We start from the raw sequence: 21,995 nt of genomic DNA, 5'->3' as shown, positions 1-21,995 counted from the left end.
GACCCCCCGATCATTCACTGAGCAAGAGTGGCTGTTCGATTGATCCGCTGAGGACCACATCAGCAACAATTACGGTGATATTATCGGTTCCTCCCGCTTTGAGGGCGGCCTTCATGAGAACCGAAGCGGTTTCCGCGGGCGCCATGTCGGCGGTCGACAGGATCAGGCGGTGCAGTTCCCGCTCGTCCAGGTCGGCCGGCAGTCCGTCGCTGGAGAGCACCAGCCGGGTGTCCGGACGGGCGTCGACCGCCCACAGGTCGGGATGGACCGGTACGGACGAGCCGATCATCCTCAGCAGCGGGCCCTGCGGAGCGGCGTGGGGCCTGGTGATCTGCCGGACCGACGTCCGCTCGGGAGGCACCGCCCAGACGTAGCCGTCTCCGACGTGCGCCCCCACGATCCGGTCGCCGATCACGGCGCACGCGTCCAGGGTCGTGGCCATGCCCCGCAGCTGCGGATTGCCCTTGACGTGCCCCAGGACGGCCGCGTTGGCGTCCCGGAAACCTCCCTGGAGGTGATGGTGGGTCCGCCGCGCGCCACGCCGCCAGGCCTGGACGACCGTGTCGACGGCCAGCTTCGAGGCGACGTCGCCCGCCGGGGCGCCGCCGACGCCGTCGGCCACGACCAGCAGGTCCGTGTCCGCGAAGTGGGAGTCCTCGTTCCGCCGCCGGTGCCGGCCGGCCGTGGTCGCCGCGCCTGTGTGCAGCCACACGCCGGCGCCGTCCTCGCGCTGCCGCTGCGGGACCGTCCCCGGCAGCGGCACCAGCTCCCGTGACGTCCCGGCTGGCCGGGCCTCCGTGCGCGTCTCGGGCGGCAGCGCGGGGAGCGACTTGCGGGGCGTCACGAGCGGTTCGGACGGACGCTGTTCCTCCTCGGGAGTCCGTTTCTCCTCGGGGGGCTCCCCGGTGCCGGCCGCCGTCGGACCGAGGGCCGGCAGCGTGCGCGACGGCTCCCGCAGCCGTGGCGGGACCCCATGGCCGGGTGTCTCGAAGGCGCTGCGTTTCCCCGGCTCCGCCTCCTGGGACTTCTTCTCCGGCGCACCGCGGTCGGCCGGCGCCTGGTGCTGGTGCTGGTGCTGGTGCCGACGGACGAAGGTGAGACGCAGTTCTCTCAACACAAGGATCACCACCGCGAGAACGGGGACGGTCAGGGCCATGGCCAGGAGGTTCGCGAGCTTCAGCACGGCGGCTCCTGCGACTCCGTCTCGATGCCCGAGTCGTCACTGAGGCTCTCCTCGGCGGCGCGGGGCAGACCGCCGAGCGCGATGTCCGGTCCGACGTACATGGCCAGTGCGTTCGGATCGTTGCCGCGCAGCTCCTGGGTCACCTCGTGCAGCATGAACAGTGCGCTCTTGGCCGGCGTCGCCTCCTCGTGCTGGGCGAGACGCCGGTGCGGATCGTAGGACAGCCACTGCTCGGCCAGGTCCGCGACGTTCTTGGGCAGGCCCTTGACCAGCTCGTCCAGCCGTGCCGGGCGGTGGTTGCGCCGCATCAGTTCCGCGATGTGCACCATGTCCGGTTCCTCGGAGAGGGCGTGTGCCTCGCGGGCCAGGGCGGGTTTGCCGGAGATCAGCCAGTAGAGCAGGCTGCCCATGGCGTAGACGTCCGAGAGCGGGGACCGGTCGTCACGGAACCTGGTGACCGTCATCTGCTCGTAGGACATGTAGTAGTAAGTGCCGCGCGGGCGGCCGGTCTGGGTGGAATCCGCCTGCGAGAACTGCTTGGCCAGGCCGAAGTCCGCGAGCGCGGGTCGCAGGTTCCGCTGCTTGTCGTCCTCCCAGGACAGCAGGACGTTCTGCGGCTTGATGTCCAGATGCGCGATGTTCTGCTCGTGGACCGCGTCGAGACCCCACAGCAGTTGCTCGACCATGATCAGGCACCACTCCAGGGGCCGCCTGCTGGCCTCCTCCCGTCCGAAGACCGCGAGCGAACCGGGTACGTAGCGCGGGGTGACCGTCCACAGCCACTTCCCGGTCGTGCCGCTGTCGACCACCTTGACCGCCCACTCGCTGCTCACCTGCTCGGCGGCCTCCAGCTCCCTGCGCCACCCCTTGATGTTGCGGCCCTCCTTCGACAGCAGCTTGATGACATAGGAGGCCGCCGTCCCCGCCTGGCTCAGGTCCCGGCAGAGCAGGACCGCCGCCGCGAACCCGGGGGTGTCGGCGTCCGGCAGCTTCCCCACGACCTGCCAGCGGCCGGCGAAGACGCTGCCGGGCGGCACCACCATGTCCGGTGGGTCCGTCTCGTCGCCGACGCTGTCGGCCCGTGGGTCCTCGGCCTGCCCGGACGGCTTCCCCCCGTCCGCCCGGACCCCGGTCCTCGGCCGTCGCCGGGAGGCGCCCGCGCCGCCGAGCCGGGCCACGGCCTCCACGGTGGTCGGCGTGATGACCGCCGCGTTGCGGTGCGCCAGGTCGGTCACCATCCTCGCCGGCACCACGAGCAGCCGGAACATCACGTGCACCAGCGCCACGAGCAGCAGCCACACGCCCATCAGCGCGTAGTCCACCGCCCATCCCACCGCGAGCGACCCCACGCTGGTGATGGCGGCGGTGGCGCCGCCGGCCGCGTACGCGGCCACGTGGTCCATCACGGTCGCGCCCTCGATGCTGGTGGTCAGGTAGGCGCGGTAGCAGCCGAGGACGACCGAGCCGGCCACGGCCACCACCGACAGTACGTAGACCGCGCCGGTGACGGCTCGCTTGACGCTGCGCGGCTGCTGGTCGAGCGGGCCGACCCGGTGCGAGTTGCGGTCGGCCAGTACGAACGGCAGCCCGCCCAGCACCAGCGTCCCGCCGACGAACACCCAGGCCACCGACTTGGCCATCTCCAGCTCCGGGCCGCTGGCGTGGATCACGCCCTGGGCGGCGGTGACCTGGTCGGGGGCGAAGATGGCCTTCGCGGTCAGCGAGACCAGGTAGTACTCGGACCTGACGAACAGGAACGCCCCGCTCACCGCGATGATCGCGGCGATCAGCGGCCACACCGGCCAGCCGCCCTTGGAGATGCCGTGCCGGGCCGCGGACACCGCGCGGCCGGTGCTGTCGGCGGCGGCCTGCAGTTCCGCCGTCACCAGACCGAAGCAGTAGGCGCACCACTCGGCCACCGCGACGGTGATGACGTGCAGCTGCCGGCGCAGGAAGGCGGACAGCGGCAGCAGCAGGAGACAGGCGGCGCCGACCCAAACGAATACCGGGATGCCGATCACGAGCCCGCTCCCGTCGAACCGGAGCCGTCCTCGAAAAGGTGCTCGGGATATCCGGGCCTGGTGATGGAGACCGTGGAGGCGCCGAGTTCGCGGAACTTCTTCGTCCACCGGCTTTTCCGCGCGTCGCACTGGACGGCCTGCGAACACGTGAAGTCGACGACCGAGACCGTCGCTCCGGTCATGCGCGCGGTGGACTGCTGCTGCAATCCGTCGGGGTCCAGATCGGACGCCATCACGAGGTAGCGGGGGCCTTTCCGGGACCGGTCGGCGAACTGCTCCGACGCGTTCTTGAGGCAGCCGCCGAGGTCCGTCCCCGATTCGGACTTCGACACCTTCAGGGCGTTCAGCCGTTGTCCTTGGGCGCGGGCGGAGGAGAGCGCCCGCTTGTGCAGTTCGCCCCACCGCTCGGCGAATTCCCGCGCGCCGGCGGCCACTCGCTTGCGCTGCAGGGGACCTGAACCGGCGCCGACGCCCACCGGCCTGCCCCGCAGGGCCGGGATGTCGAGCTCCAGCTTGGGCGGCTCCCCGTAGGTGTTGACGCCGATCGTGTAGACGTAGACCGTGCTGGCCTTCCGGCCGGGCAGGACGAGCTTCGGTAACGCCGCGGCGACCGCGTTCCGCGCCGACTCCCGTTCGGCGGTGGGGTAGGAACCCGAGGTGTCGAGGCAGACCACGACGACGGCGCCGGGCCGGGTCGCGGCGGGAAAGGAGTCGTCGCTGATGCCGGTTGCCCGGGAGCCCGAAATCCCCGACGGGGAGCAGGCCGTGCAGACCGACGCCGTGATCAGAAACGAACTCGAAAGGACAGCTCTCCGCAGTCGCCGACCGCGAAATTCGATGTGCATGATCAACCCCCACGCATGATCTTTCACCGAAGGGCGCGTGAAAGCACCCGCCGGCATGACGGCGTGAACAGCCGCCGCAGATGAGAAACGAAGAGACCAGAGCCGAGCCGTCACGGTCGACGGCGAAACACGCACAGCCGACGTGCCCTGCGTGAACTCCGGTGCCACGGCCCCTGATCCCGTGACGGCAATTCCAGCACCGCCGTCGGTGCGGCGGCCAGTACGAAGCCTCGTACTCTTCGGCGACCCTCCGCCGCCGTGTCCCCCCCTCGGCCTTTCCCCCGCCATTTTGCCGAAAACAACCGTTCCGGAACGGTCTTTCGGTGAAATCGGTGAAACCCGTACAGCTAGTCCGCTGTCCGGCTCAGGCCCCGTTCCCGGCGCCCGGCTGCTCCCGCAGGGCGGTGAGTACGGCGAGGTGTTCCGGGGCCGACCACCAGGCCGGGCCCGGCGGCCCGTGCCGCAACGCCTCCTCCACCGTCTCCGCCGTCGTCGGCAGATGCGGCCACTGCCAGACCAGCATGCGCAGCGCCAGTTCCCGCAGAGCGGGATCACGATGGTGGCGCGCCCGGTCGCGGACCACGGGCTCCGCCTCCTCCTGGCCCAGCAGCCAGTGCCGGAAGGCCGCTTCGCACGGGGACCACTCGGGGTCGTTCGCCTCCCGGTCGGCGAACAGCGCCCGCACCTCCTCGTCCCGCGGGTACCGCTCACCGAGGAGGTCCAGCGCGGTGGCGCGCGGCCGGGCGACGGGGTCGCCGACGGCGCGCCCGATCAACAGGCGGCGCACCTCCGGATCGTCGGGCCACTGGGTGCCGAGCACCTGCAGGGCGACCACCCGGGGAAGGCTCTCCGGGTCGTCCACCGCACGCTCCAGCAGCAGCCGCCGGGCCCGGGTGTCGCCCTCGGGCCACTGGCCGGCCAGCAGCCGTACCGCGGCGGCGCGCAGCACCCGGTCCCGTTCCCCGACGGCGCGCACCAGCAGCAGGTCCGCGGCCCGCACGTCGGTGAGCCGCCATCCGGCGACGATCCCCAGCGCCTCCAGACGGGTCGCGCCGTTGCGGTCGCGAGCCGCGTGATCCAGCAGCACGGCCGCCACCCGCTCGTCGTCGGGCCGGCGCTCGCCGAGCAGCCGCAGCAGGAACGCGCGCGTCCCGCCGCGCGGTTCGTCGTCCGCCCTGTCCAGCAGGAACGTCCACACATCCGGGTCGGCGGCGCACCGGTCGGCCAGCGCGCGCAGCGCGGCCTGGCGCACCGAGGGCTCGGGGTCCTCCACGGCGCGCTCCCGCAGCAGGCCGGGCTCCAGGGTGTCCTCCGGCCACTGTTCGGCCAGCAGCGTCAGCGCGGTGGCACGGACCAGCGCGTCCGGATCGGACACCGCGCGCCCGCGCAGCACGGCCGGTACGCGCTCGCGCGGCTCGTAGTGCTCGGCGACCATCCGCAGCGCGGCGGCCCGTACGGCACCGGAAGGGGAGCCGAGCGCGCGGTACGCGAGCGCGCGTACCGGCGGACGGTCGGCCCAGCGCTGCCCGAGAAGGCCGAAGGCGATGTGCGCCACATGGGCGGACCGCGTGCTCCCTGCCTGCGCGAGGAGCACTTCGGGCGTCCCCTCGTCGTCCGCCCACCGCTGCGCCAGCGCGGTCAGCGCGGCGCCGCGGGCGTAGTCGCTGGACTCTTCGGCGAGCCGTCGCAGCAACAGCTCCCGCACCGGTTCCTCGCGCCACCAGTACTCGCCCAGCACCTGCAGCGCGGTACGGCGCACACGGTCGTCGCGATCGGTGACGGCGCGGTCGAGCACCAGCTCCAGGCCGCGTCCGTCCCGGGGGTGGCGTTCGGCCAGCACCCGCAGGGCGGCGGCCCGGATGCCACCGCCCTCGTGGAAGCGGGCCAGTGTCCGCAGCCGGGCCGGCTCCTCGTACAGGTGGCAGGCCAGGTGCGCGGCGGCGGACTCCTCCGAGATGACCAGCCCGCCGTCCTCGTAGAAGCGGTACTCGGGCACGAACTGGCCGCTCAGATGGAACCAGCGCAGGTAACGGGCTCGCCCCTCCCATGACGCGGGCAGACCGGCGAGGACCTGTCCCAGCTCCTTGAGACCGTCACCGGGGCCGACGGAGAGGGCGGTGGTGAGTTCGTCGACGACCATCCTGCTCTGCGCGGCGAGCGGCTGCGGCCGGCCGAACTCGGCGAGGCAGCGTGCCGCCAGGACGAGGATGCGGGGATCGGCACTGCGGCGGTACAGGGCGAGCAGGTGCTCGACCATGGCCGCGGCCTCGCGGGCGTTGAGCTGGCCGGCGAGCAGGAGCAGCACCTCGCGCCAGGAGGGGTCCGCGGCGTGCCCGGTGACGACGTCGTCCAGCAGGTCCCGCACGTCGGTCCAGGTCCGCCGGTCCCGGTAGCGGGCGGCGATGTCCCGGGCGGCCAGGTACTCCAGGAAGGCCCGGTGGACGAATCCGTACACGTCGCCGCCGTACCGGGCCAGGACGAAGTTGCGCCGCCACAGATGGGCGAGGAGCGCGCGGGCACCGGCCCGCACGTCCGGCTCGGGCAGCGCGTACTGCTCGAGGAACTCCCGGAACACGGCCTTGAGCTCGCTCCCGTGGATCTGGTTGCCGCCGATGCCGAATCTGCCCTCCTGCATGCGGCGGGCCAGGAACTCCAGCAGTTCCATGCGCTCTTCGGGCCCCAGTACGTCCGCCACGGCGGCCGGCAGCATCTCGTCCAGCAGCTTGACGTCGAGGTCCCAGTGCGCGACCAGCACGCTCACGGCGTGTTCGTAGACGCCCCGGCGGTGCCGGGGCAGCGAACGCCGCCGGCCGATGACGGCGAGGACGGTCAGCAGCAGCGGATTGCCGGCCAGCTCCCTGATCTGCCGGGACCCTTGCAGCGCGCCGACCAGCCTGCCACTCAGCCGGTCGGCCTGGCCCGGACTGTGCGGGCAGGCGATCGCGTACCAGCGGCGGACGAACGTCTCGATCTGCGGCTGGTCGAGATCCTGGAGCACGTGGTGGCCGAACCCGGCCTCGTCCAGTACGGCGTCCTCGTACCCGATCGTCCGGGACGTGACGACGACCCGCGCCAGCGGATTGGCCCTGGCGAACTCGGCGATCCTGCGCTCCAGTTGACGGCGCAGCCGCGGAGCGAAGATCTCGTCCAGGCCGTCGAAGACCACCAGGGCCCGGCCCTGGTCGAGCCGCAGACGCAGGACCTCGTACGGGACGGACAGTCCCTCCTCGGCGTGCAGATGGCGCAGCAGGTCCTCGAAGCCCGCCTTCTGCCAGCGTGGTTCGGCGAAGCGGCGCAGCTCGATGATGACGGGAAGGGTTCCGGCGAGCGCGTCGAGGGCGGAGTGCCGCCCACCGCGAGAAGCTCCGGGCGGCTCGGCGTCGGCGAGGAGGGACAGCGCCACGAAACGCGCGACGGTGGACTTGCCCGACCCGGGATTGCCGAGCAGGACGACGCAGCGGTTGCCCGGTGCGGCCAGCAGGGAGAGCACGGACTGGCGGGCGCGCCCGAGGTGGGCGCCGCGCGCGCGGACGGAGGCGAGTGTGTCCTCCGGCCAGGTGAGCCGGTCCGCCGGCAGGTCGTCCTGCTCCAGCAGCCGCCGGACCACCGCGCCGGGCGGATCCACCGGCCGGGACTCGGCCCTCACCAGGGGAGGGACGAACACGTCCTGCAGGCGGACGACCGGATGCGGGTGCCGGTCGTCGAGCGGGGTGATCACCGCCAGGTCGAGGCGTCCGTAGGTTTCGCGCATGCTCCGCGCGTACTTGCGGGTCGCGGCGTCGATCGCTTCCGGGGACGGCCCGGGCGTCGTGCCGGGGGCCATGTGCAGGACGTTTCCGTCACCGCTGAGGATGATGCCGGCGTTCCCGGCGACCGCGACGGCCCGGTCGCCCCGGGCCTGGGTCCCGACGGCGGGGATGCCCGGGCGGACGGGGTCGGCGGGCGCGGCGGGGGTGATGGGGACGAGGGGAACCGCCGGGGGGACGGGAGCGGCCGGTGCGGGGACGCGCGGCTCCGGCGCGGCGGCGGCCGACGGCCCGGAGACGGCTGCCTCCGGGGCCGTCGCGGCGTCCGCACGCGGGGAGCGGCGGCGGATCAGACCGGTCAAGCGACGTATCAAAGGTGCGTACCGTCCCCCGTGATGATCTCCTTGGCGTCGCCTCCCACCGCCGCCGCGCGGTTTCCCGACGCCGACACGTCCGGCCGGGGCGCCGGCGGCGCGGCCGGGGAAGGTGCCGCCGGGGGAGTGGCGGGGGAAGCCGGTGCAGGTACGGGTGCCGGCGTGGGCAGGACCGTGGTGTGGTCACCGGTGATCACCCGCCCGGCGTCGCCGCCGACGGCGACCGACCGTTCGCCGTTCGCGCTGACCGTGCCGTCCGTGCGGTTGCCCGTCCTCACCAGGGTGAACACGGACAGGGTCAGACCGGCCAGCGCGACGACTCCGCTGATCACACTGGCGACGGCACCGGCCGTGCCCAGATCCACCACGATCGCCACGACGATCAGGGCCACGATCGCGACTCCGCAGACGGATCCCACGACCCAGGGCCATAACCGGCGCGTAGGTGTTGGTGCCATGTTGGCTCTTTCCCTGAAATGCGCCTCGTTTCCCGGCTTCTGCGCGGGAGCGCACCACTGTAGGGGCTCGCACCACCGCCCCGACAGCGACGAGAAGCAACTCACGGGGCGCCCGTAGCGATCGCGCGGGACGAATACGACCGAGGGGCTGGACGGTCGTCCGGCATCCGCCGTACGCCAGGCTCAGCTCCCGACCGAGCCGGCGGCATGACAACGGGCTCGCGCGCGTCACTCGGGTGACGCGGGCGAGCCCGTCGTTCCGCTCAGAAGCCTGCCGGGTTCACTCCGCCGCGAGCGCCACGAACGCCGCCCACTCGCTGCGGCGGACCCGCAGCACGGGACCGCCTCCCGCGGCCTTCGAGTCCCGCACATACACGACGCCCACACCGGCGGCCACCTCCACGCAGTCACCGCCGTTCGTCCCGCTGTAACTGCTCTTGGACCAAAGCAGTTCGGCGGCCTGATGGGTGTGCCGGTCGGTGCTCATAGCTCCCCTGCCATGCGCTCGATGAGACGAGAGGACTCCTCCGTGCTGAGGGCCTGCGTGCGCAGCATCCCATACCGCAGCCAGAATTCGCTGACCTCGTCCTCATCGGACCTGACGGACACCACGCCCTGCGCATCGACGTAGACGTGCCGCCTGCGGTCCATCGATTCCAGCAGCACCATCGGCCCGTTGAGTCCACTGTGGACACTTCGCACGGCCGGCATCACCTGCAGTTCGACGTTGCGCATCCGCGCACAGGTCACCAGGTGCTCCAACTGCTGGTGCATGACCGCGTCACTGCCCACGAAGCGCCGGAGCGCGCCTTCCTCCACGATGAACACGAAGACCACGGGCGGTTTCTTGCGGGTCAGCAGGGCCTGACGCGCGAGTCGCGCTGCCACCCGTTGCTCGACGATCTCCTCGTCCAGGGGCGGGAAGTGCGCTCCGAGGAGAGCGTGCGCGTAAGTCTCGGTCTGCAACAGCCCGGGAACGAGCAGCGGATCGTACGAGAACCTGCTCAGCGCCTCGGCCTCCAGGAGCGCTACGTTCCTGAAGAACCGCGGCAGCTTCGCCCGGTCCACCTCGTCCTGGAGCACCCTCAGCACACCACCCGCCTCCAGCACCCGGTCCGCCGCGGCGGTGAACGCCGCCTTCGCCGGCCGCCGCCCCCGCTCGACCGAGGCGACCAGCTCCAGTGAGTACCCGATCGCGTCCCCGAGCTGCTGCTGACTCAATCCGGCCCGAATCCGCAGGTGTTGCAGAAGCCCTCCGTACGCCGACCACACACCCGGCAGGTCGGACCCCTCCTCCCTCGCCCTCACCGCCCGCCTGATCCGCGCGTCCCCGACCGCCGTCACGCTCCCACGCCCTTCCGTCCCGAAGCAGACCCCGCCGACACCGCCCACTGGGGACATGTCCAACGCGGCCCGGCGAAACCGGGACACGGCACGGGACCCGTACAAGGGCCGTACGGGCCCCGGCCCGTGCGGAGGCTAGTGATCCAGGCGGACCGGCATCAGGAGCGAGAACGTGTGCTCGTCGTCGAGCCGGCGGACGGCGAGAGGTGCGGTGGGAGCGCCCAGCTCCAGGACCAGTTCGTCGCGGGCTCCGGCGGCGAGCGCGTGCAGCAGGAAGTCGCGGTTGACGGCGACACTGTCCGGGGCGTCGTCGCCGTCCTCGCACACGACCACGGATCCGTTCTCCGCGACCCGGAGCACGCTGAGGTGACAGGGCTTGCCGTCCCGCTCGCGGGTCTCGCCGGCGCGGACCGGGCCGGTCTCCAGCGCCTGCCGGAAGGCCGCCGTGTCGACGTGGGCGCGGCGGCCTTCCGGGATGTCGACGAGGCGGCGGTAGTCGGGGAACTCGTGGCCGAGGCTCTGGCCGGCCGCCTGGCGGTCCCCGGACTCCAGCGTCACACGGTCACCGTCCACCGTGAGCCGGACCGGTTCCTCGCCGGCCAGCAGCGCCCGCATCGCGTCGGCGAGCGGAAGGGGCACGACGACCTGCGTCCGGGGCCCGCCATGCCCCGTCGTGCGTGCCTGCGCGACCGCCATCCGGTAGCGGTCGGTGGCCACGAGATGAAGTCCCTCACCCTCGATGTCGAACAGCATCCCGCCGAGCGTGGGCAGCTCGGCGTCGGTGGCGGCGGCGAAACGGACCGCGTCCAGCGCGGCGGCCAGTTCCGGTGCGGAGGAGGACAGCCGGGCGGTGGCGGTGTGCAGCGGAGCCATGGGGTTCTCCCTGTGGTCGAGTAGGGCTCGGAGTGTGGAGAACTCACCGCGAGCGTCGGACAGCCCGCGTTCGAGACGGCGCACATGTGCCCGCAGCAGACTCCGCACGAGGGCGCTGTCCGAGCCGTTCCAGCCGGCCAGGACGAGCCGGATGTCGGCCAGGGGCATACCCGCCCGGCGCAGCCGGGCCAGTACGACGGCCTCCTCCGACTGCTCGGGCCCGTACCAGCGGTAGCCGCTGACCGGGTCCACCCAGGCGGGAACCAGTACACCGGCGCGGTCGTAGAACCGGAGCGCACTCACGCTCAGTCCGCTGTCCCGGGCCATCTCCCCGATGCTGCGCATCTCGCTCTCCACACCCGGAACTCTGGGCCCTCGACATGGTCGAGGGTCAACCTCGGCCGGGAGCCGTCACTCAGGACGGGCAGTCGGACACGGTCGTCGCGGTGCCGGACCGCATCATCAGGTATCCGGAGCCGCCGAGATTCGCCACCGCGTAGCGGTAGTAGGGCCAGGAGCCGCCCGCGCTCGCCCGCTCGCGCAGCAGCGCACGGCACGCCTTCCCGGCCGCCATCGCCGCCCAGTCCTCGGCCTGCTCCTGAGTCCACCCCACGTAGTCCGACCAGACGTACATGGCCGAATCGGCCGGGTCGAAGCCCACCGCGATCTGCTGGTTGCCCAGTACACGGTCGGTGCCGAGCTTCTGGCGCATCCCGTTGGTGCTCGCGATGATCTTCGTGGCGGCGCCGTCCGCGACCCGGATCTCGGCACTGTCGGTGCTGGGGACCATCGCCTGCGAGAGGCCGTCGTCGTCCGGCTCCCACTCCTGCGTGGCGCCGTCCGTGTCCTGCCCGGTGCCGTCGTCGGCGGCCGACCGGCACTGGGAGTCGGTGCGGAAGTCGTCCTCCCACGTCACCTCGGGATCGTGACCGCTCGCCGTCTTCACCAGCACGTACTTGCGGTACGTCAGGTCCGGGTGCAGGCGCAGGACGACGTCCCGCACCGTCAGGCACATGTTCTTCGCGATCTCCGTCTCCGCGTACATCGTGCCCTGCTCGTCGGCGCTGAGCCTGTACGAGAGGTAGACCTCACGGCGTGAGGGGTGGAACCGCACGGCTTCCGGGGTGAAGTCGACGCCGTCGCTCATCTCCCGTGCGACCACGCCCTCGTCGTGCAGGACCGCGCGGGCCACGTCGTGCTCGCCGGCCCCCTGGGCGACGCGCGCCTGGCCCCAGCTCGCCGCGGTCGCCGCCGAACCGTCGTCGGCGTTCCGCTGCCGTGACGCCGTGTCACCCTTCGCGGTGCGTGCGGACGGCCGCCCGGGGCCGGCCGGGGAGGAGGGCGCAGCGGACGCCGTGGAAGACGCCGCGTGCGTGTCCTTCGCGGCGCCACCGGGCAGCAGCGCCACCACTCCGCCCGCGAGCCCCCCGATGACGCCCGCCGCGAGGACGACCGAGCCGATCAGCCGCTTCTTCGAACGGCTCCGGTCCGCGGGGATCTGCCACGACGGATCGGTCCCGGCGGGCACGTCCCAGGCGGCCGCGACCATGTCCACGGCCGTCGCCGGCCCGGCGCCGGCCACCTGGGTGACCTGGGAGGCCAGCAGGACCGCGCACTCCTGGGCGGCCTGGGCCGCCGACGGCCGGTCGCCGGGCTCCTGGGCCAGGGCCCTGTCGACGACGCCGCGCAACGGTGCGGGGACGCCGTCCAGATCCGCCTCACCGGACATCACGCGGAAGGCGACCACGTCGGGGGCGCCGGCCCCGAACGGCAGCCGGCCGGTACCGGCGTAGGCCACCAGCGCACCCCACGCGAACATGTCGCCCGCCGGGCCCGCCGCGCCCTCACGGTACTGCTCGGGGCTGATCCAGCCGGGGGTGCCGGTCATCACCCCGGTGCGGGTGACGCTGGTGCCGTCGGCGGCGTGCGCGATGCCGAAGTCCAGCACCCGGGGCCCGGCGGGGGTGAGGAGCACGTTCTGCGGTTTCACGTCGCGGTGCACCACCCCCGCGGCGTGAATGGCGGCCAGCGCCTGGGCCGTGGCGGCCGCGAAGGCGTACAGGCTGCCCTCCGGAAGCGGCCCGCGAGCCGTGACGTGCTGGTTCAGCGTCGGCCCGGGAACGTAGGCGGTGGCCAGCCAGGGGGTCTCCGCGTCCGGATCGGCGGCGAGCAGCGGGACGAGGTGCGGCCCGGCGACACGGGACGACAACTCGACCTCGCGCCTGAACCGCGCCCGGAACTCGGGCTCCTGCGCCTGCTCGGGGTGAATCACCTTCACCGCCACGCGCATCCCGCCGGCGGCGACCCCGGCATGGACCGTGCCCATGCCCCCGGCGCCGAGGCGCCCGATGATCCGGTACGGGCCTATGCGGGAGGGATCACCGGGTCGCGCCGGCTGGACTCTTCCGGCGGGGCCGTTCTCGCTCACGAACACTTCCTTGTACTAGGGGTGGGTGGCCTCGGCGGGCCGGGGCGGGACGGAGGACGAAGGGAGGGGGCCCGGGCGCTGGTCCTCGCCCCCTCGTCGTCATCCGGCGACAGCCGGCCGATGCGCCGAGCGGGGACCCGATGCGGCAGCGGACCGGGCCTGGTGCCGCCCCCCACGCACGCGAACCAGCCAGATAAACAGCCAGCATGACGGGTTGTTGTGAACTCCGTCAACAGAATCTCCTCCGTTGATACCGTGCTCCGGGTAGCGGGGTGACGGCCTTCCACGGCGTCCGCCGCGACCGCATGCCGGGCAGGGTGGCGAGTGGAGACACGTCATGGCGTTGGACAGCACGTCGGGCAGGCCGGCACGCGAGGTGTTCGCCCGATCCCGGCGGGCGTGGCTCGGGCCGGTCGCCGCCCTCGCCGCCGTGGTGGTCGTCGCGCTGGGCTTCCTGTACGCCGGCGACAGCAGGCCCGGCACGGTGGACGCGCGGATCGGGGCGGCGGTGGACGGCGCGGGCACGCCGTGGCGGCAGGTCGCCCTGGCCCTGGACTCCCTGGGGGAGCCCGTGGGAGCGGCGACGCTGGTCGTGGCCGTGGTGACGGGCTGTCTGCTGCTTCGGCGTCCTCGCGCGGCGGTGCTCGTCGTGGCCGGCCTCGGCATGGCCGTGGGGACGGCGACGCTGCTCAAGCATCTGGTGGGACGCACCATCCACGGCGACGGCAACCTGTCCTATCCGAGCGGCCACACCGCCTTCGCCACCGCGCTCGCCCTCGTGGTGGCGCTGCCCGCTCCCGGCCGGCCCGGCCCCGGCAGGAGGGCCGGCACGCCGGTCGCGCTCGCCGCGGCGCTGGTCTCCGGCGCCGCCATGGGCTGGGCCCAGGTCGCCCTGGGCGCGCACTACCCGACCGACGTCCTCGGCGGCTGGTGCACCGCGCTGGCGGTGGTACCGGCGGCCGCGTGGCTGATCGACCGGGTGGCCGACCGCCTCGCCGGCCCGACGGTCGACGCCTCGCGGCAGCGGCATCGCTGACGCCGCGTCACGCCAAGCGCCGGAACACGGGCTTCACGGGGCGTCCGGCCAGCCAGGGGGTGGGGTCGGCGGCGTCCAGTGCCTTCCGGTACACCGCGCACGCCTGGGCCACCACGTCGACGGTGTGATCGATGTCGGCGTCGCCGAGCGCGCTGCTCACCACGAACGACGGGGCGAGCACCCCGCCCGCGAGGAGCCGGCGCAGGAACAGGGTGCGGTACTCCTGCGACGGCCGCCCGTTCTCGTCGAGGGTGGCGAAGACCAGGTTGCTGGCCCGGCCCCGGACCACGACGTGGTCGCCGACGCCCGCGCCGGCCGCGGCCTCGCGGACACCGGCGGCAAGCCGCTCGCCGAGGGCGTGCAGCCGCGCGGTGACACCCTCCTCGACATAGGTGCCGAGCACGGCCATCGCGGCCGCCAGGGAGTGCGTCTCCGCACCGTGGGTGGTGGACAGCAGGAACACCCGGTCGCCGGAGTGGCGCAGCCCGCCCCGCTCCATCAGCTCGCGGCGTCCGGCCAGCGCGGAGACGGCGAAACCGTTGCCCAGCGCCTTGCCGAACGTGGACAGGTCGGGGACGACGCCGTACAGGCCCTGGGCGCCCGCCTCGGACCAGCGGAAGCCGGTGATCATCTCGTCGAAGACCAGCACGCAGCCGTGCCGGTCGGCCAGCTCGCGCAGGCCGGCGAGGTACCCGGGCGGCGGCTCGGTGTGGGAGGCGGGTTCCAGGATCAGGCAGGCGATCTCGTCCTGGAACCGGGTGAGCAGGTCCTCCGTGGCGGCCAGGTCCCCGTAGGGGAACGTCACCGTGAGTTCGCCGGTCGCCGCCGGAACACCCGCGGACATCGGCGTGGTGGCGATGAACCAGTCGTCGACGGAGAAGAACGGATGGTCGGCGCAGAGGGCCACGCGCGGCCGTCCGGTGGCGGCGCGGGCGAGGCGCACCGCGGCGGTGGTCGCGTCGGAGCCGTTCTTCGCGAACTTCACCATCTCGGCGGTCGGTACCGTGGCCAGGAAGCGTTCCGCGGCCTCGACCTCCAGGACGGACGGCCGGACGAAGTTGCTGCCCCGGCCGAGCTCCCGCCGCACCGCCTCGATCACGCGCGGGTGGGCGTGGCCGAGGCTGACCGACCGCAGTCCGGAGCCGTACTCGATGTAGCGGTTGCCGTCGATGTCCCACACGTGGGCGCCGCGGCCGTGGCTGATGACCGGGGCCAGGTCCTCGGGGTACTGGTCGTCGCCCTTGGCGTAGGTGTGCGCGCCCCCGGGGACCAGGGCGTGCAGCCGCTCGTTCGCCGCTCTCGAGCGGGGGAGGGAGAGCCTTTCGGTGCCTTCAGTGTCCAACGCGGTCCTCAACTCTCTCTGTTCTTCAGAACCTGGGCGAGGCTCGGCGCCTCCCGGTCCCGCCGGGACATCGATGTGACCGGCAGGGGCCAGGGGATGGCGAGGTCCGGGTCGTCGAACGCGATCGTCACGTCCTCGGCCGGATCGTGCGGGCGGTCGATGCGGTACGAGGTGTCGGCGCTCTCGGTCAGTGCCTGGAAGCCGTGCGCGCAGCCCGCCGGGATGTACAGGGTCGCCTGCGTCTCGCCGGACAGCTCGAAGGAGGCCACGTTGCGGTACGTCGGCGAGTCCGCCCGCAGGTCCACCACGACGTCGAAGACCTTCCCGTACGAGCACCGCACCAGCTTGGCCTCGCCGGCGCCGGAGCGCAGGTGCAGGCCGCGCAGCACGCCCAGGGCCGAACGGGACAGGCTGTCCTGCACGAAGGCGGCCGGGTCGAGGCCCACCGAACGCACCACGTCGGCGTCGAAGGTGCGGCAGAAGAAGCCGCGCTCGTCGGCGTGGGGCGTCGGCTCGAACAGGTAGGCGCCGGCGATCGCCGGGACCTCGGTCGCTTTCACGGGGCCTCCGAAACGGCATGGTCGTGGTCGGTCGCCGGGAACAGGGCCGCCGTCAGGGCGGCGAACTGCCGGCCTAGGCGCCGGGCGGCGTCCTCGTTCCGCTCGGCGAGGGTTCGCCTCAGCTCCGCCGCATCCTTCTCCAGCGCCCGGAACTGTTCGAGCAGCCGGTCGGCGTCGATCTCCCGCGCCGGGTGGCAGTACGCGGCCAACCCCATCCCGGCCATGAGCGCGTCGCTCTTCGCCGCATAGCTGAGCGCGAGCGTGGGCGTGCCGGTCTTCAGCGCGCAGATCAGGTTGTGGTACCGGGTCGCGACCACGGTGTCGGCGGCCGCCGTCTCCCGCATCAGGCCGGCCAGGGAGGTCACCTCGGCGACGGTGACCAGCGGCGAGTCCACCGCGTCGAGGATCGCCGCGACCACCGGCGCGTCGACCCGGTCGCCGGTGAGCAGCCGTACCGGCCTGCCCTCCTCGACCAGCGTGCGGACGAACCGGGTGGTCCCGTCGAGGTAGCGCCGGTGGATCTCCCCGGCCCGCGCGCGGTCGTCGTCCCCGCCGTGGAAGTCCATGACGCCGACGCACACCAGGCCCGGCGTGCCCGGGGGGTCGCCCGCCGGCGGTGCCGGCAGGGAGAAGGCGAGGTCCGGGTGGACCTCGTCACGCGAGGTGTCCACGCCCATCGCCCGCATCGCGTCGCGGGACGGGGCGTCCCGGTACGAGCGGTACGCGGCCAGCCGCGCCGACCAGCGCACCAGGGTCCGGGTGGCCCGGTTGCCGATCGGGGCGGCGCCGACGCCGACCAGCGCGACCCTGGCACCGGACAGCCGCCCGGCCGCGCAGAGCAGGAACAGCGAGTACGGGAAGCCCCACGGCCGCAGCGGCAGAGTGGCCTCCAGGACGCCCATGCCCGGGACGATCACCACGTCGTGCCGGCGCACCCAGGCGGCGGTGCGGAAGACGTCGACGAGCTTGCCCAGACCCTTCGCCGCGACGGCGCCCGCACGCGACGCGGTCCGGTACTCCCCGCTGTACCAGTGCAGCCGCGTCGCGGGGATCCCGTACCGGGCCGTGACGGCCTCGGGTCCGCCGCACAGCGCGTCCACGGCCGCCCCGGGGTGCTCACGCGCGAGGTATCCGAGCACGGCCTCCAGCGACCCGTCGTTGCCGAGGTTGCCGGAGCCGAGCAGGCCGAACACCCCGACGCGCGGCCCGGTGCCGTGGACCGTCGTCACCTGCGCCTCCCCTCACGGCCGGCGACCAGGGCGTCGACCGAGACGTCGAGCCGGTCCGGGGCGACCGGCTCGCGGTCCTCGACCCGCTCGCCGGCGCCGGGCCGCCGGACCCGGCTGGTCATCCACGCGAGCAGGTGGCGATAGCAGGCGCGCCGGTCGGCCGGGGACAACGGCGCCCGCCGGATCGCCGCGACGAAGCCCCAGACATACTCGGCGAGCAGACGGGGCGTCGGGTGCAGCGGGCCCGCCCGGCGCGGGTCCAGGTTGGCGCACCGGGAGCGCTTGCCCGGGTTCGCCCGCTCGGCCCGGGTGGGGTGGTCGCGGCGGAAGTACAGCACCTCCGGCACCTGGTGGAAGGGCCCTTGCAGGACGATCTCGGCCACGAACGTGCGGTCCGCGTGGTGGTAGCTGTCGAGCGGCTTCACCCGTCGCAGCACATCGGCCCGCAGCACCCCGTAGAAGTCGTCGCCACCGGGCTCGAACAGCAGACTGCGGAAGCGCTCCGGTGCGTGCGGCGACTCGGTGGCGAGTCCGTACTCGTACGGCACCTTCAGCTTGCCGTCGCCGTCGATGACCGCCTGGCCGGTGTGCGCGAGGATCATCTCCGGCCGCTCGTCGAGCGCCTCCACGCAGCGCCGCAGCAGGTCCCTGCCGTACAGGTCGTCGTGCGAGGCCCACTTGAACAACTCACCGCGGGACTCGGCGAACACAAGGTTGTGGTTCGGCGTGGCGCCGATGTTCCGGGGCAGCCGGAGGTACCGGACGCGCGAGTCCTTCGCGGCGTACCGGCGGCAGATGCCCTCCGTCCCGTCGGTCGAGGCGTTGTCGGAGATGACCAGCTCGAAGTCCTCGTAGGTCTGGCCGAGCAGGGCGTCCAGCGACTCGGCCAGGTACTCCTCGCCGTTGTACACGGGCAGGCCGATGCTCAGCCGGGGATGGGCGGTCATGACGTCCTCACTTCACGGATCGGGTCTTGACGGTGCTCGCGCAGGGCGGAGCGCAGCTGCAGCCACCACACGGCCGAGCTGGTGAGGGTCGCGGCGGCCACGCCCCAGGACGAGCCGACCGTGCCGGCCAGGGCGGCGCCGCCGAGCCCGCCGCCGGCGTAGCAGACGGAGGCGAACATCTGGCAGCGCAGACTGCGCCGGGCCGCACCGAGCGCGCGCAGCCCGGCCGCCGCTCCGGTGCCGAGGCTGGCGCCCGCGACGCCGAGCGTGGCCGGCACGATGAGCTGGGAGGCGGAGGTCCAGACGTCGCCGAGCACGAGTTCGCCGAGCCGGTCCGGCATCAGCAGCAGCGCCGCGCCCCAGAGCACCGCGGCGCCGGCCTGCCCGCCGCCGAGCAGGACGCAGAACCTCCCGAGCTGCTGCGGGGCCCGGCGCAGCACCCGCGCCGCCTCCGCGACGGTGACCAGGGACAGCCCCATCAGCACGGCGAGGAACGGGCCGAGCAGCAGCTCCGCGCCCCGGACCGCGCCGACCGAGCCGACCCCGACGATCACGCCGAGGCCGTACGCCCGCAGCTGGTACGCGCCGCTGAGGCCCACGTTCTCGACCAGGTAGCGGTAGCCGAGGTCGCGCTGCTCGCGGACCCACCCGCGTGCTCCGCCCGTCCGGGGCCGGATGCCGGACTGGAGGCAGCCGTACGCCGCCGCCACCGCGGCGGACCCGCCCCAGGCGAGCACGAACGCCGCCACGCCGCCCACGCGGGCGGCGACCACCATGGCCGGCACGAGCGCCACGCCCCACACCACGTCGTTGACGAACGCCTTCCGCCCGGCGCCGGCGGCGAAGAACGAGTACCGCCAGGCGTCCTGGAGCAGCAGGGCCGGCAGCACGACGCCGAGGACGGCGAACGCGGGCCCCACGCGGCCGCCGAGCGTGAGCCCGGCCAGCAGGCAGGGCGCGCCGAGGGCGGTCCCGACGACGAGCGCGGTGCCCGTCGACCGGGCCACCGCCCCGCGCCAGGACGCCTCCGGCACGCCGCTGAAACGCACCACGAGCGGGTCGGTGGCCAGCCCGCGCGACACGTTGAGCACGACGCCGTAGGTCACCCAGGCCAGGCTGAACACGCCGAACGCGGTCGGCCCCAGCGAGCGTGCCACATAGATCCCCACCGCGAAGTTGGAGATGCTGGACGCCGCCTGGTCGGCCAGCCCCCAGGACAGCCGGCCCACCATGGCCCGCTTGGCGGTTCCCCCGGCGCGTCCGGCCGGCGCCTTCGGTGCCGTCGTCCTCTCCTCCTCGGTGGTCATCGGCGTCACGCCTTGATCAGTTCGGCGCGGTGCAGGGCGCCGGCCGCGGCGGCGACGGTGTCGAACGGCAGCCCGGAGCGCTCGGCGACGTCCAGGAGGCTGTGCTCGCCGTCGGAGAGGCTGAGCACCCAGAGCATGGCCATCTGGGCCTGCTTGGCGTCGCTGCGGCCGCCGAGCGAGTCGTACAGCCCGCGCCGGCCCAGCTGCGGCTCGCCGTAGGGGCTGAGGTTGACGTACCGCCGGTTGCCGTCCAGCACCGCGAACGCCTCGCGGCAGAGGGCCAGCGTGTCCGCCATCGCCTCCGGGGTGACGAAGTCCGGGTTGTCCGCCGATGTGTGGTACTCGGGATAGCCCGCGTACGGGGTCCGGCTGAGCGAGCCCACGCCGAGATCGAACCCGGGGGAGCAGAACTGCCGCTCGTCGTAGCCGTACGGGGTGAACTCCCTGATGGTGTGCGGGCGTTCGGAGGCGGTCAGGACGTGCCGCATCACCCGGTCGATCTCCGCGTCACCGCGCCTGCTCTGCTTGTACGTCAGCTCGCCCCGGTCGCCCGCGCAGGCCAGCACCAGACCGTGCTTGACCCGGTCGATCCGCTCCGCGTTGCGGGCGAGCCAGGTGATCGCACCGATGGTGCCCGGCGCGAAGAGGAACCGGTAGGTGTAGTACGGGTTCTGCTCCGCCAGCGCCCGCGCGAGATACGTCGCCACCGCGACGCCGGCCAGGTTGTCGTTGGCCAGCGACGGGTGGCAGACGTGGCAGGAGACGATCACCTCGTCGGCGATCTGCCCCCGCACCACGTGCTCGGCGTAGGTGAGATGCCCGTCGGCGAGCGTGGAGTCGACGCACACCTCGTACTCGCCGTCCGGCATCGCGTCCAGGATCTCCTGGGCCAGGCAGAACCCCCACTCCGGCTTGTAGTAACTGGTGCGGTACGGCACCCAGGACGGGTGGTCCGGCAGGGTGTGCAGGTGCCCGCGCAGCTCGGACAGCGGCAGGGTCGCCGACACGGGCACGCTGTAGCCGAGCACGTGCAGGCTGGACGCGGTGAAGTCGACGACCCGCCTGCCCGTGCGGTCGGCCACGTAGGCGTCCCTGATGTTCCACTCCTGGGGCACCGTCCAGTCGAGCACCTGGGTGCCGGTCGGCACCTCGTGCACCTGGAGCGGGACGTACTCGCCGACGATGTCCAGGGTGGCGCGCACCCCGTCGCCGGTGATGCTCCGGCACAGCGGGTACATCCGCCGCACCAGCTCGTGCATCTCCTCGCCGGACCCGGTCACCGGCGCCACCGCAGGGTGTCGTCGACGGTGCCGGCCTCGGACGCCGCGCGCAGCACGGCGAGCCGGGTGAAGCGCTGCTCGAAGTCCTCCCGGGTCAGCCCGTGCTTCCGGTAGGCGTCCGCGAGCTCGAGCGCCCCGCGCTCGACGCTCCACTCGCACGCGAAGCCGGGGATCGCCTCGCGGAACCGGGAGAAGTCCACCCGGTACGACCGCGGGTCGGCGCCGCTCTCCCCGGTGATCACCACCTTCGCGCCGGACACCGCCTCGGCGACCTGCTCGGCGATCTCCGCGACGGTGACGTTGTTGGTCTCACTGCCGATGTTGAACGCACGGTCGTGAACCGCTTCGCGCTCAGCGGTCAGCGCGGCCGCGAAGGCCCGTGCGATGTCGGCCGCGTGCACCAGCGGGCGCCAGGGCGTTCCGTCGGAGAGCACGAGGACCTCGCCGGACAGCAGGGCGTGGCCCACCAGGTTGTTCAGCACGATGTCGGCGCGCAGCCGCGGCGAGTGGCCGAAGGCGGTGGCGTTGCGCATGTACACCGGGCTGAAGTCGCCGTCGGCGAGCGCGTGCAGGTCGTCCTCCACCCGCACCTTGGACTCCGCGTACGGCGTCACCGGGCGCAGCGGGGCGTCCTCGGCGACCAGGTCGTCGCCGCCCGACGCGCCGTAGACCGAGCACGTCGACGCGTAGAGGAAGCGCCGCACCCCGGCGTCGCGGGCGAGCCGGGCCAGCCGCACGGACGCGTGGTGGTTGATGTCGTAGGTGAGCTGCGGCGCCAGCGATCCCAGCGGGTCGTTGGACAGCGCGGCCAGGTGGATCACGGCGTCCACCCCGGCGACGTGTTCCGCCGTGACGTCGCGCAGGTCCACCCGCGTTCCCGGCGGGTCCGCGGGCGCCGGGCCCAGCACGCAGTCGGCGAACAGGCCGGCGTCGAGACCGACGACCTCGTGCCCGGCGGCCGCGAGGACCGGGGCCATCACGGTGCCCAGATAGCCCTGGTGCCCGGTCAGTAGTACGCGCAA

Annotated in this window: 17 protein-coding genes; 1 reads left to right on the top strand and 16 read right to left on the bottom strand. The window is 73.0% G+C overall.

Annotated features, from left to right (window positions below; all coding sequences use genetic code 11):
• Nucleotides 1-10: 10 nt before the first annotated feature.
• The 9 genes from IE177_RS10340 to IE177_RS10300 all read right to left on the bottom strand — a co-directional run bounded on the left by IE177_RS10340 (nucleotide 11) and on the right by IE177_RS10300 (nucleotide 13,272).
• Nucleotides 11-1,183, bottom strand: coding sequence for a PP2C family protein-serine/threonine phosphatase (locus IE177_RS10340; RefSeq protein WP_190014900.1), 1,173 nt, complete (start codon nucleotides 1,181-1,183; stop codon nucleotides 11-13).
• A complete protein-coding gene (locus IE177_RS10335; RefSeq protein WP_190014899.1) occupies nucleotides 1,177-3,204 on the bottom strand; it encodes a serine/threonine-protein kinase in 2,028 nt (675 codons plus the stop codon). The genes IE177_RS10340 and IE177_RS10335 overlap by 7 nt, the downstream gene beginning before the upstream one ends.
• The gene (locus IE177_RS10330) at nucleotides 3,201-4,049 is read right to left on the bottom strand and encodes a hypothetical protein (RefSeq protein ID WP_190014898.1); all 849 of its coding nucleotides are present in this window, start codon (nucleotides 4,047-4,049) and stop codon (nucleotides 3,201-3,203) included. The genes IE177_RS10335 and IE177_RS10330 overlap by 4 nt, the downstream gene beginning before the upstream one ends.
• Nucleotides 4,050-4,413: 364 nt before the next feature.
• Entirely contained in the window at nucleotides 4,414-8,157 is a 3,744-nt protein-coding gene (locus IE177_RS10325; RefSeq protein ID WP_190014897.1) for a HEAT repeat domain-containing protein, read from the bottom strand.
• An 8-nt stretch (nucleotides 8,158-8,165) separates the two neighbouring features.
• Nucleotides 8,166-8,627: a hypothetical protein gene (locus IE177_RS10320; protein WP_190014896.1), complete on the bottom strand. Its 462-nt coding sequence runs from the start codon at nucleotides 8,625-8,627 to the stop codon at nucleotides 8,166-8,168.
• A gap of 280 nt (nucleotides 8,628-8,907) precedes the next feature.
• The gene (locus IE177_RS10315) at nucleotides 8,908-9,114 is read right to left on the bottom strand and encodes a DUF397 domain-containing protein (protein ID WP_190014895.1); all 207 of its coding nucleotides are present in this window, start codon (nucleotides 9,112-9,114) and stop codon (nucleotides 8,908-8,910) included.
• Nucleotides 9,111-9,935 (bottom strand): helix-turn-helix domain-containing protein, encoded by an 825-nt coding sequence (locus IE177_RS10310; RefSeq protein WP_229816005.1) that lies wholly within the window; start codon nucleotides 9,933-9,935, stop codon nucleotides 9,111-9,113. Before IE177_RS10310 ends, IE177_RS10315 begins: the two co-directional genes overlap by 4 nt.
• Before the next feature lie 171 nt (nucleotides 9,936-10,106).
• On the bottom strand, nucleotides 10,107-11,189 hold the full coding sequence (locus IE177_RS10305; RefSeq protein ID WP_190014893.1) for a DNA polymerase III subunit beta family protein: 1,083 nt from the start codon (nucleotides 11,187-11,189) through the stop codon (nucleotides 10,107-10,109).
• Between the two features lie 70 nt (nucleotides 11,190-11,259).
• On the bottom strand, nucleotides 11,260-13,272 hold the full coding sequence (locus IE177_RS10300; protein ID WP_190014892.1) for a serine/threonine protein kinase: 2,013 nt from the start codon (nucleotides 13,270-13,272) through the stop codon (nucleotides 11,260-11,262).
• Between the two features lie 337 nt (nucleotides 13,273-13,609).
• Between IE177_RS10300 and IE177_RS10295 the strand changes: the two genes are divergently transcribed.
• A complete protein-coding gene (locus IE177_RS10295; protein WP_190014891.1) occupies nucleotides 13,610-14,308 on the top strand; it encodes a phosphatase PAP2 family protein in 699 nt (232 codons plus the stop codon).
• A 7-nt stretch (nucleotides 14,309-14,315) separates the two neighbouring features.
• On the opposite strand, the gene IE177_RS10290 is transcribed toward IE177_RS10295, so the two are convergent.
• Genes IE177_RS10290 through IE177_RS10260 form a run of 7 tightly spaced genes read right to left on the bottom strand, consistent with a single transcriptional unit; the run spans nucleotide 14,316 to nucleotide 21,995 of the window.
• Nucleotides 14,316-15,650 (bottom strand): glutamate-1-semialdehyde 2,1-aminomutase, encoded by a 1,335-nt coding sequence (locus tag IE177_RS10290; RefSeq protein WP_190014890.1) that lies wholly within the window; start codon nucleotides 15,648-15,650, stop codon nucleotides 14,316-14,318.
• A gap of 8 nt (nucleotides 15,651-15,658) precedes the next feature.
• Nucleotides 15,659-16,210: a dTDP-4-dehydrorhamnose 3,5-epimerase family protein gene (locus IE177_RS10285; protein WP_190014889.1), complete on the bottom strand. Its 552-nt coding sequence runs from the start codon at nucleotides 16,208-16,210 to the stop codon at nucleotides 15,659-15,661.
• Nucleotides 16,207-17,439: a polysaccharide pyruvyl transferase family protein gene (locus tag IE177_RS10280; RefSeq protein ID WP_229815980.1), complete on the bottom strand. Its 1,233-nt coding sequence runs from the start codon at nucleotides 17,437-17,439 to the stop codon at nucleotides 16,207-16,209. The genes IE177_RS10285 and IE177_RS10280 overlap by 4 nt, the downstream gene beginning before the upstream one ends.
• Nucleotides 17,436-18,386 (bottom strand): glycosyltransferase family 2 protein, encoded by a 951-nt coding sequence (locus tag IE177_RS10275; protein WP_190014888.1) that lies wholly within the window; start codon nucleotides 18,384-18,386, stop codon nucleotides 17,436-17,438. Before IE177_RS10275 ends, IE177_RS10280 begins: the two co-directional genes overlap by 4 nt.
• Entirely contained in the window at nucleotides 18,383-19,693 is a 1,311-nt protein-coding gene (locus tag IE177_RS10270; RefSeq protein WP_190014887.1) for an MATE family efflux transporter, read from the bottom strand. The genes IE177_RS10275 and IE177_RS10270 overlap by 4 nt, the downstream gene beginning before the upstream one ends.
• A 5-nt stretch (nucleotides 19,694-19,698) precedes the next feature.
• Nucleotides 19,699-20,982: a DUF4910 domain-containing protein gene (locus tag IE177_RS10265; RefSeq protein ID WP_190014886.1), complete on the bottom strand. Its 1,284-nt coding sequence runs from the start codon at nucleotides 20,980-20,982 to the stop codon at nucleotides 19,699-19,701.
• Nucleotides 20,970-21,995 carry an NAD-dependent epimerase/dehydratase family protein gene (locus IE177_RS10260; protein WP_190014885.1) on the bottom strand — a complete coding sequence of 342 codons (1,026 nt, stop codon included), beginning with the start codon at nucleotides 21,993-21,995 and terminating at the stop codon, nucleotides 20,970-20,972. The genes IE177_RS10265 and IE177_RS10260 overlap by 13 nt, the downstream gene beginning before the upstream one ends.

It is taken from the genome of Streptomyces lucensis JCM 4490, from assembly GCF_014650035.1.
Lineage (GTDB): Bacteria > Actinomycetota > Actinomycetes > Streptomycetales > Streptomycetaceae > Streptomyces > Streptomyces lucensis.
This window is presented reverse-complemented; position numbering and strand designations above follow the sequence as displayed.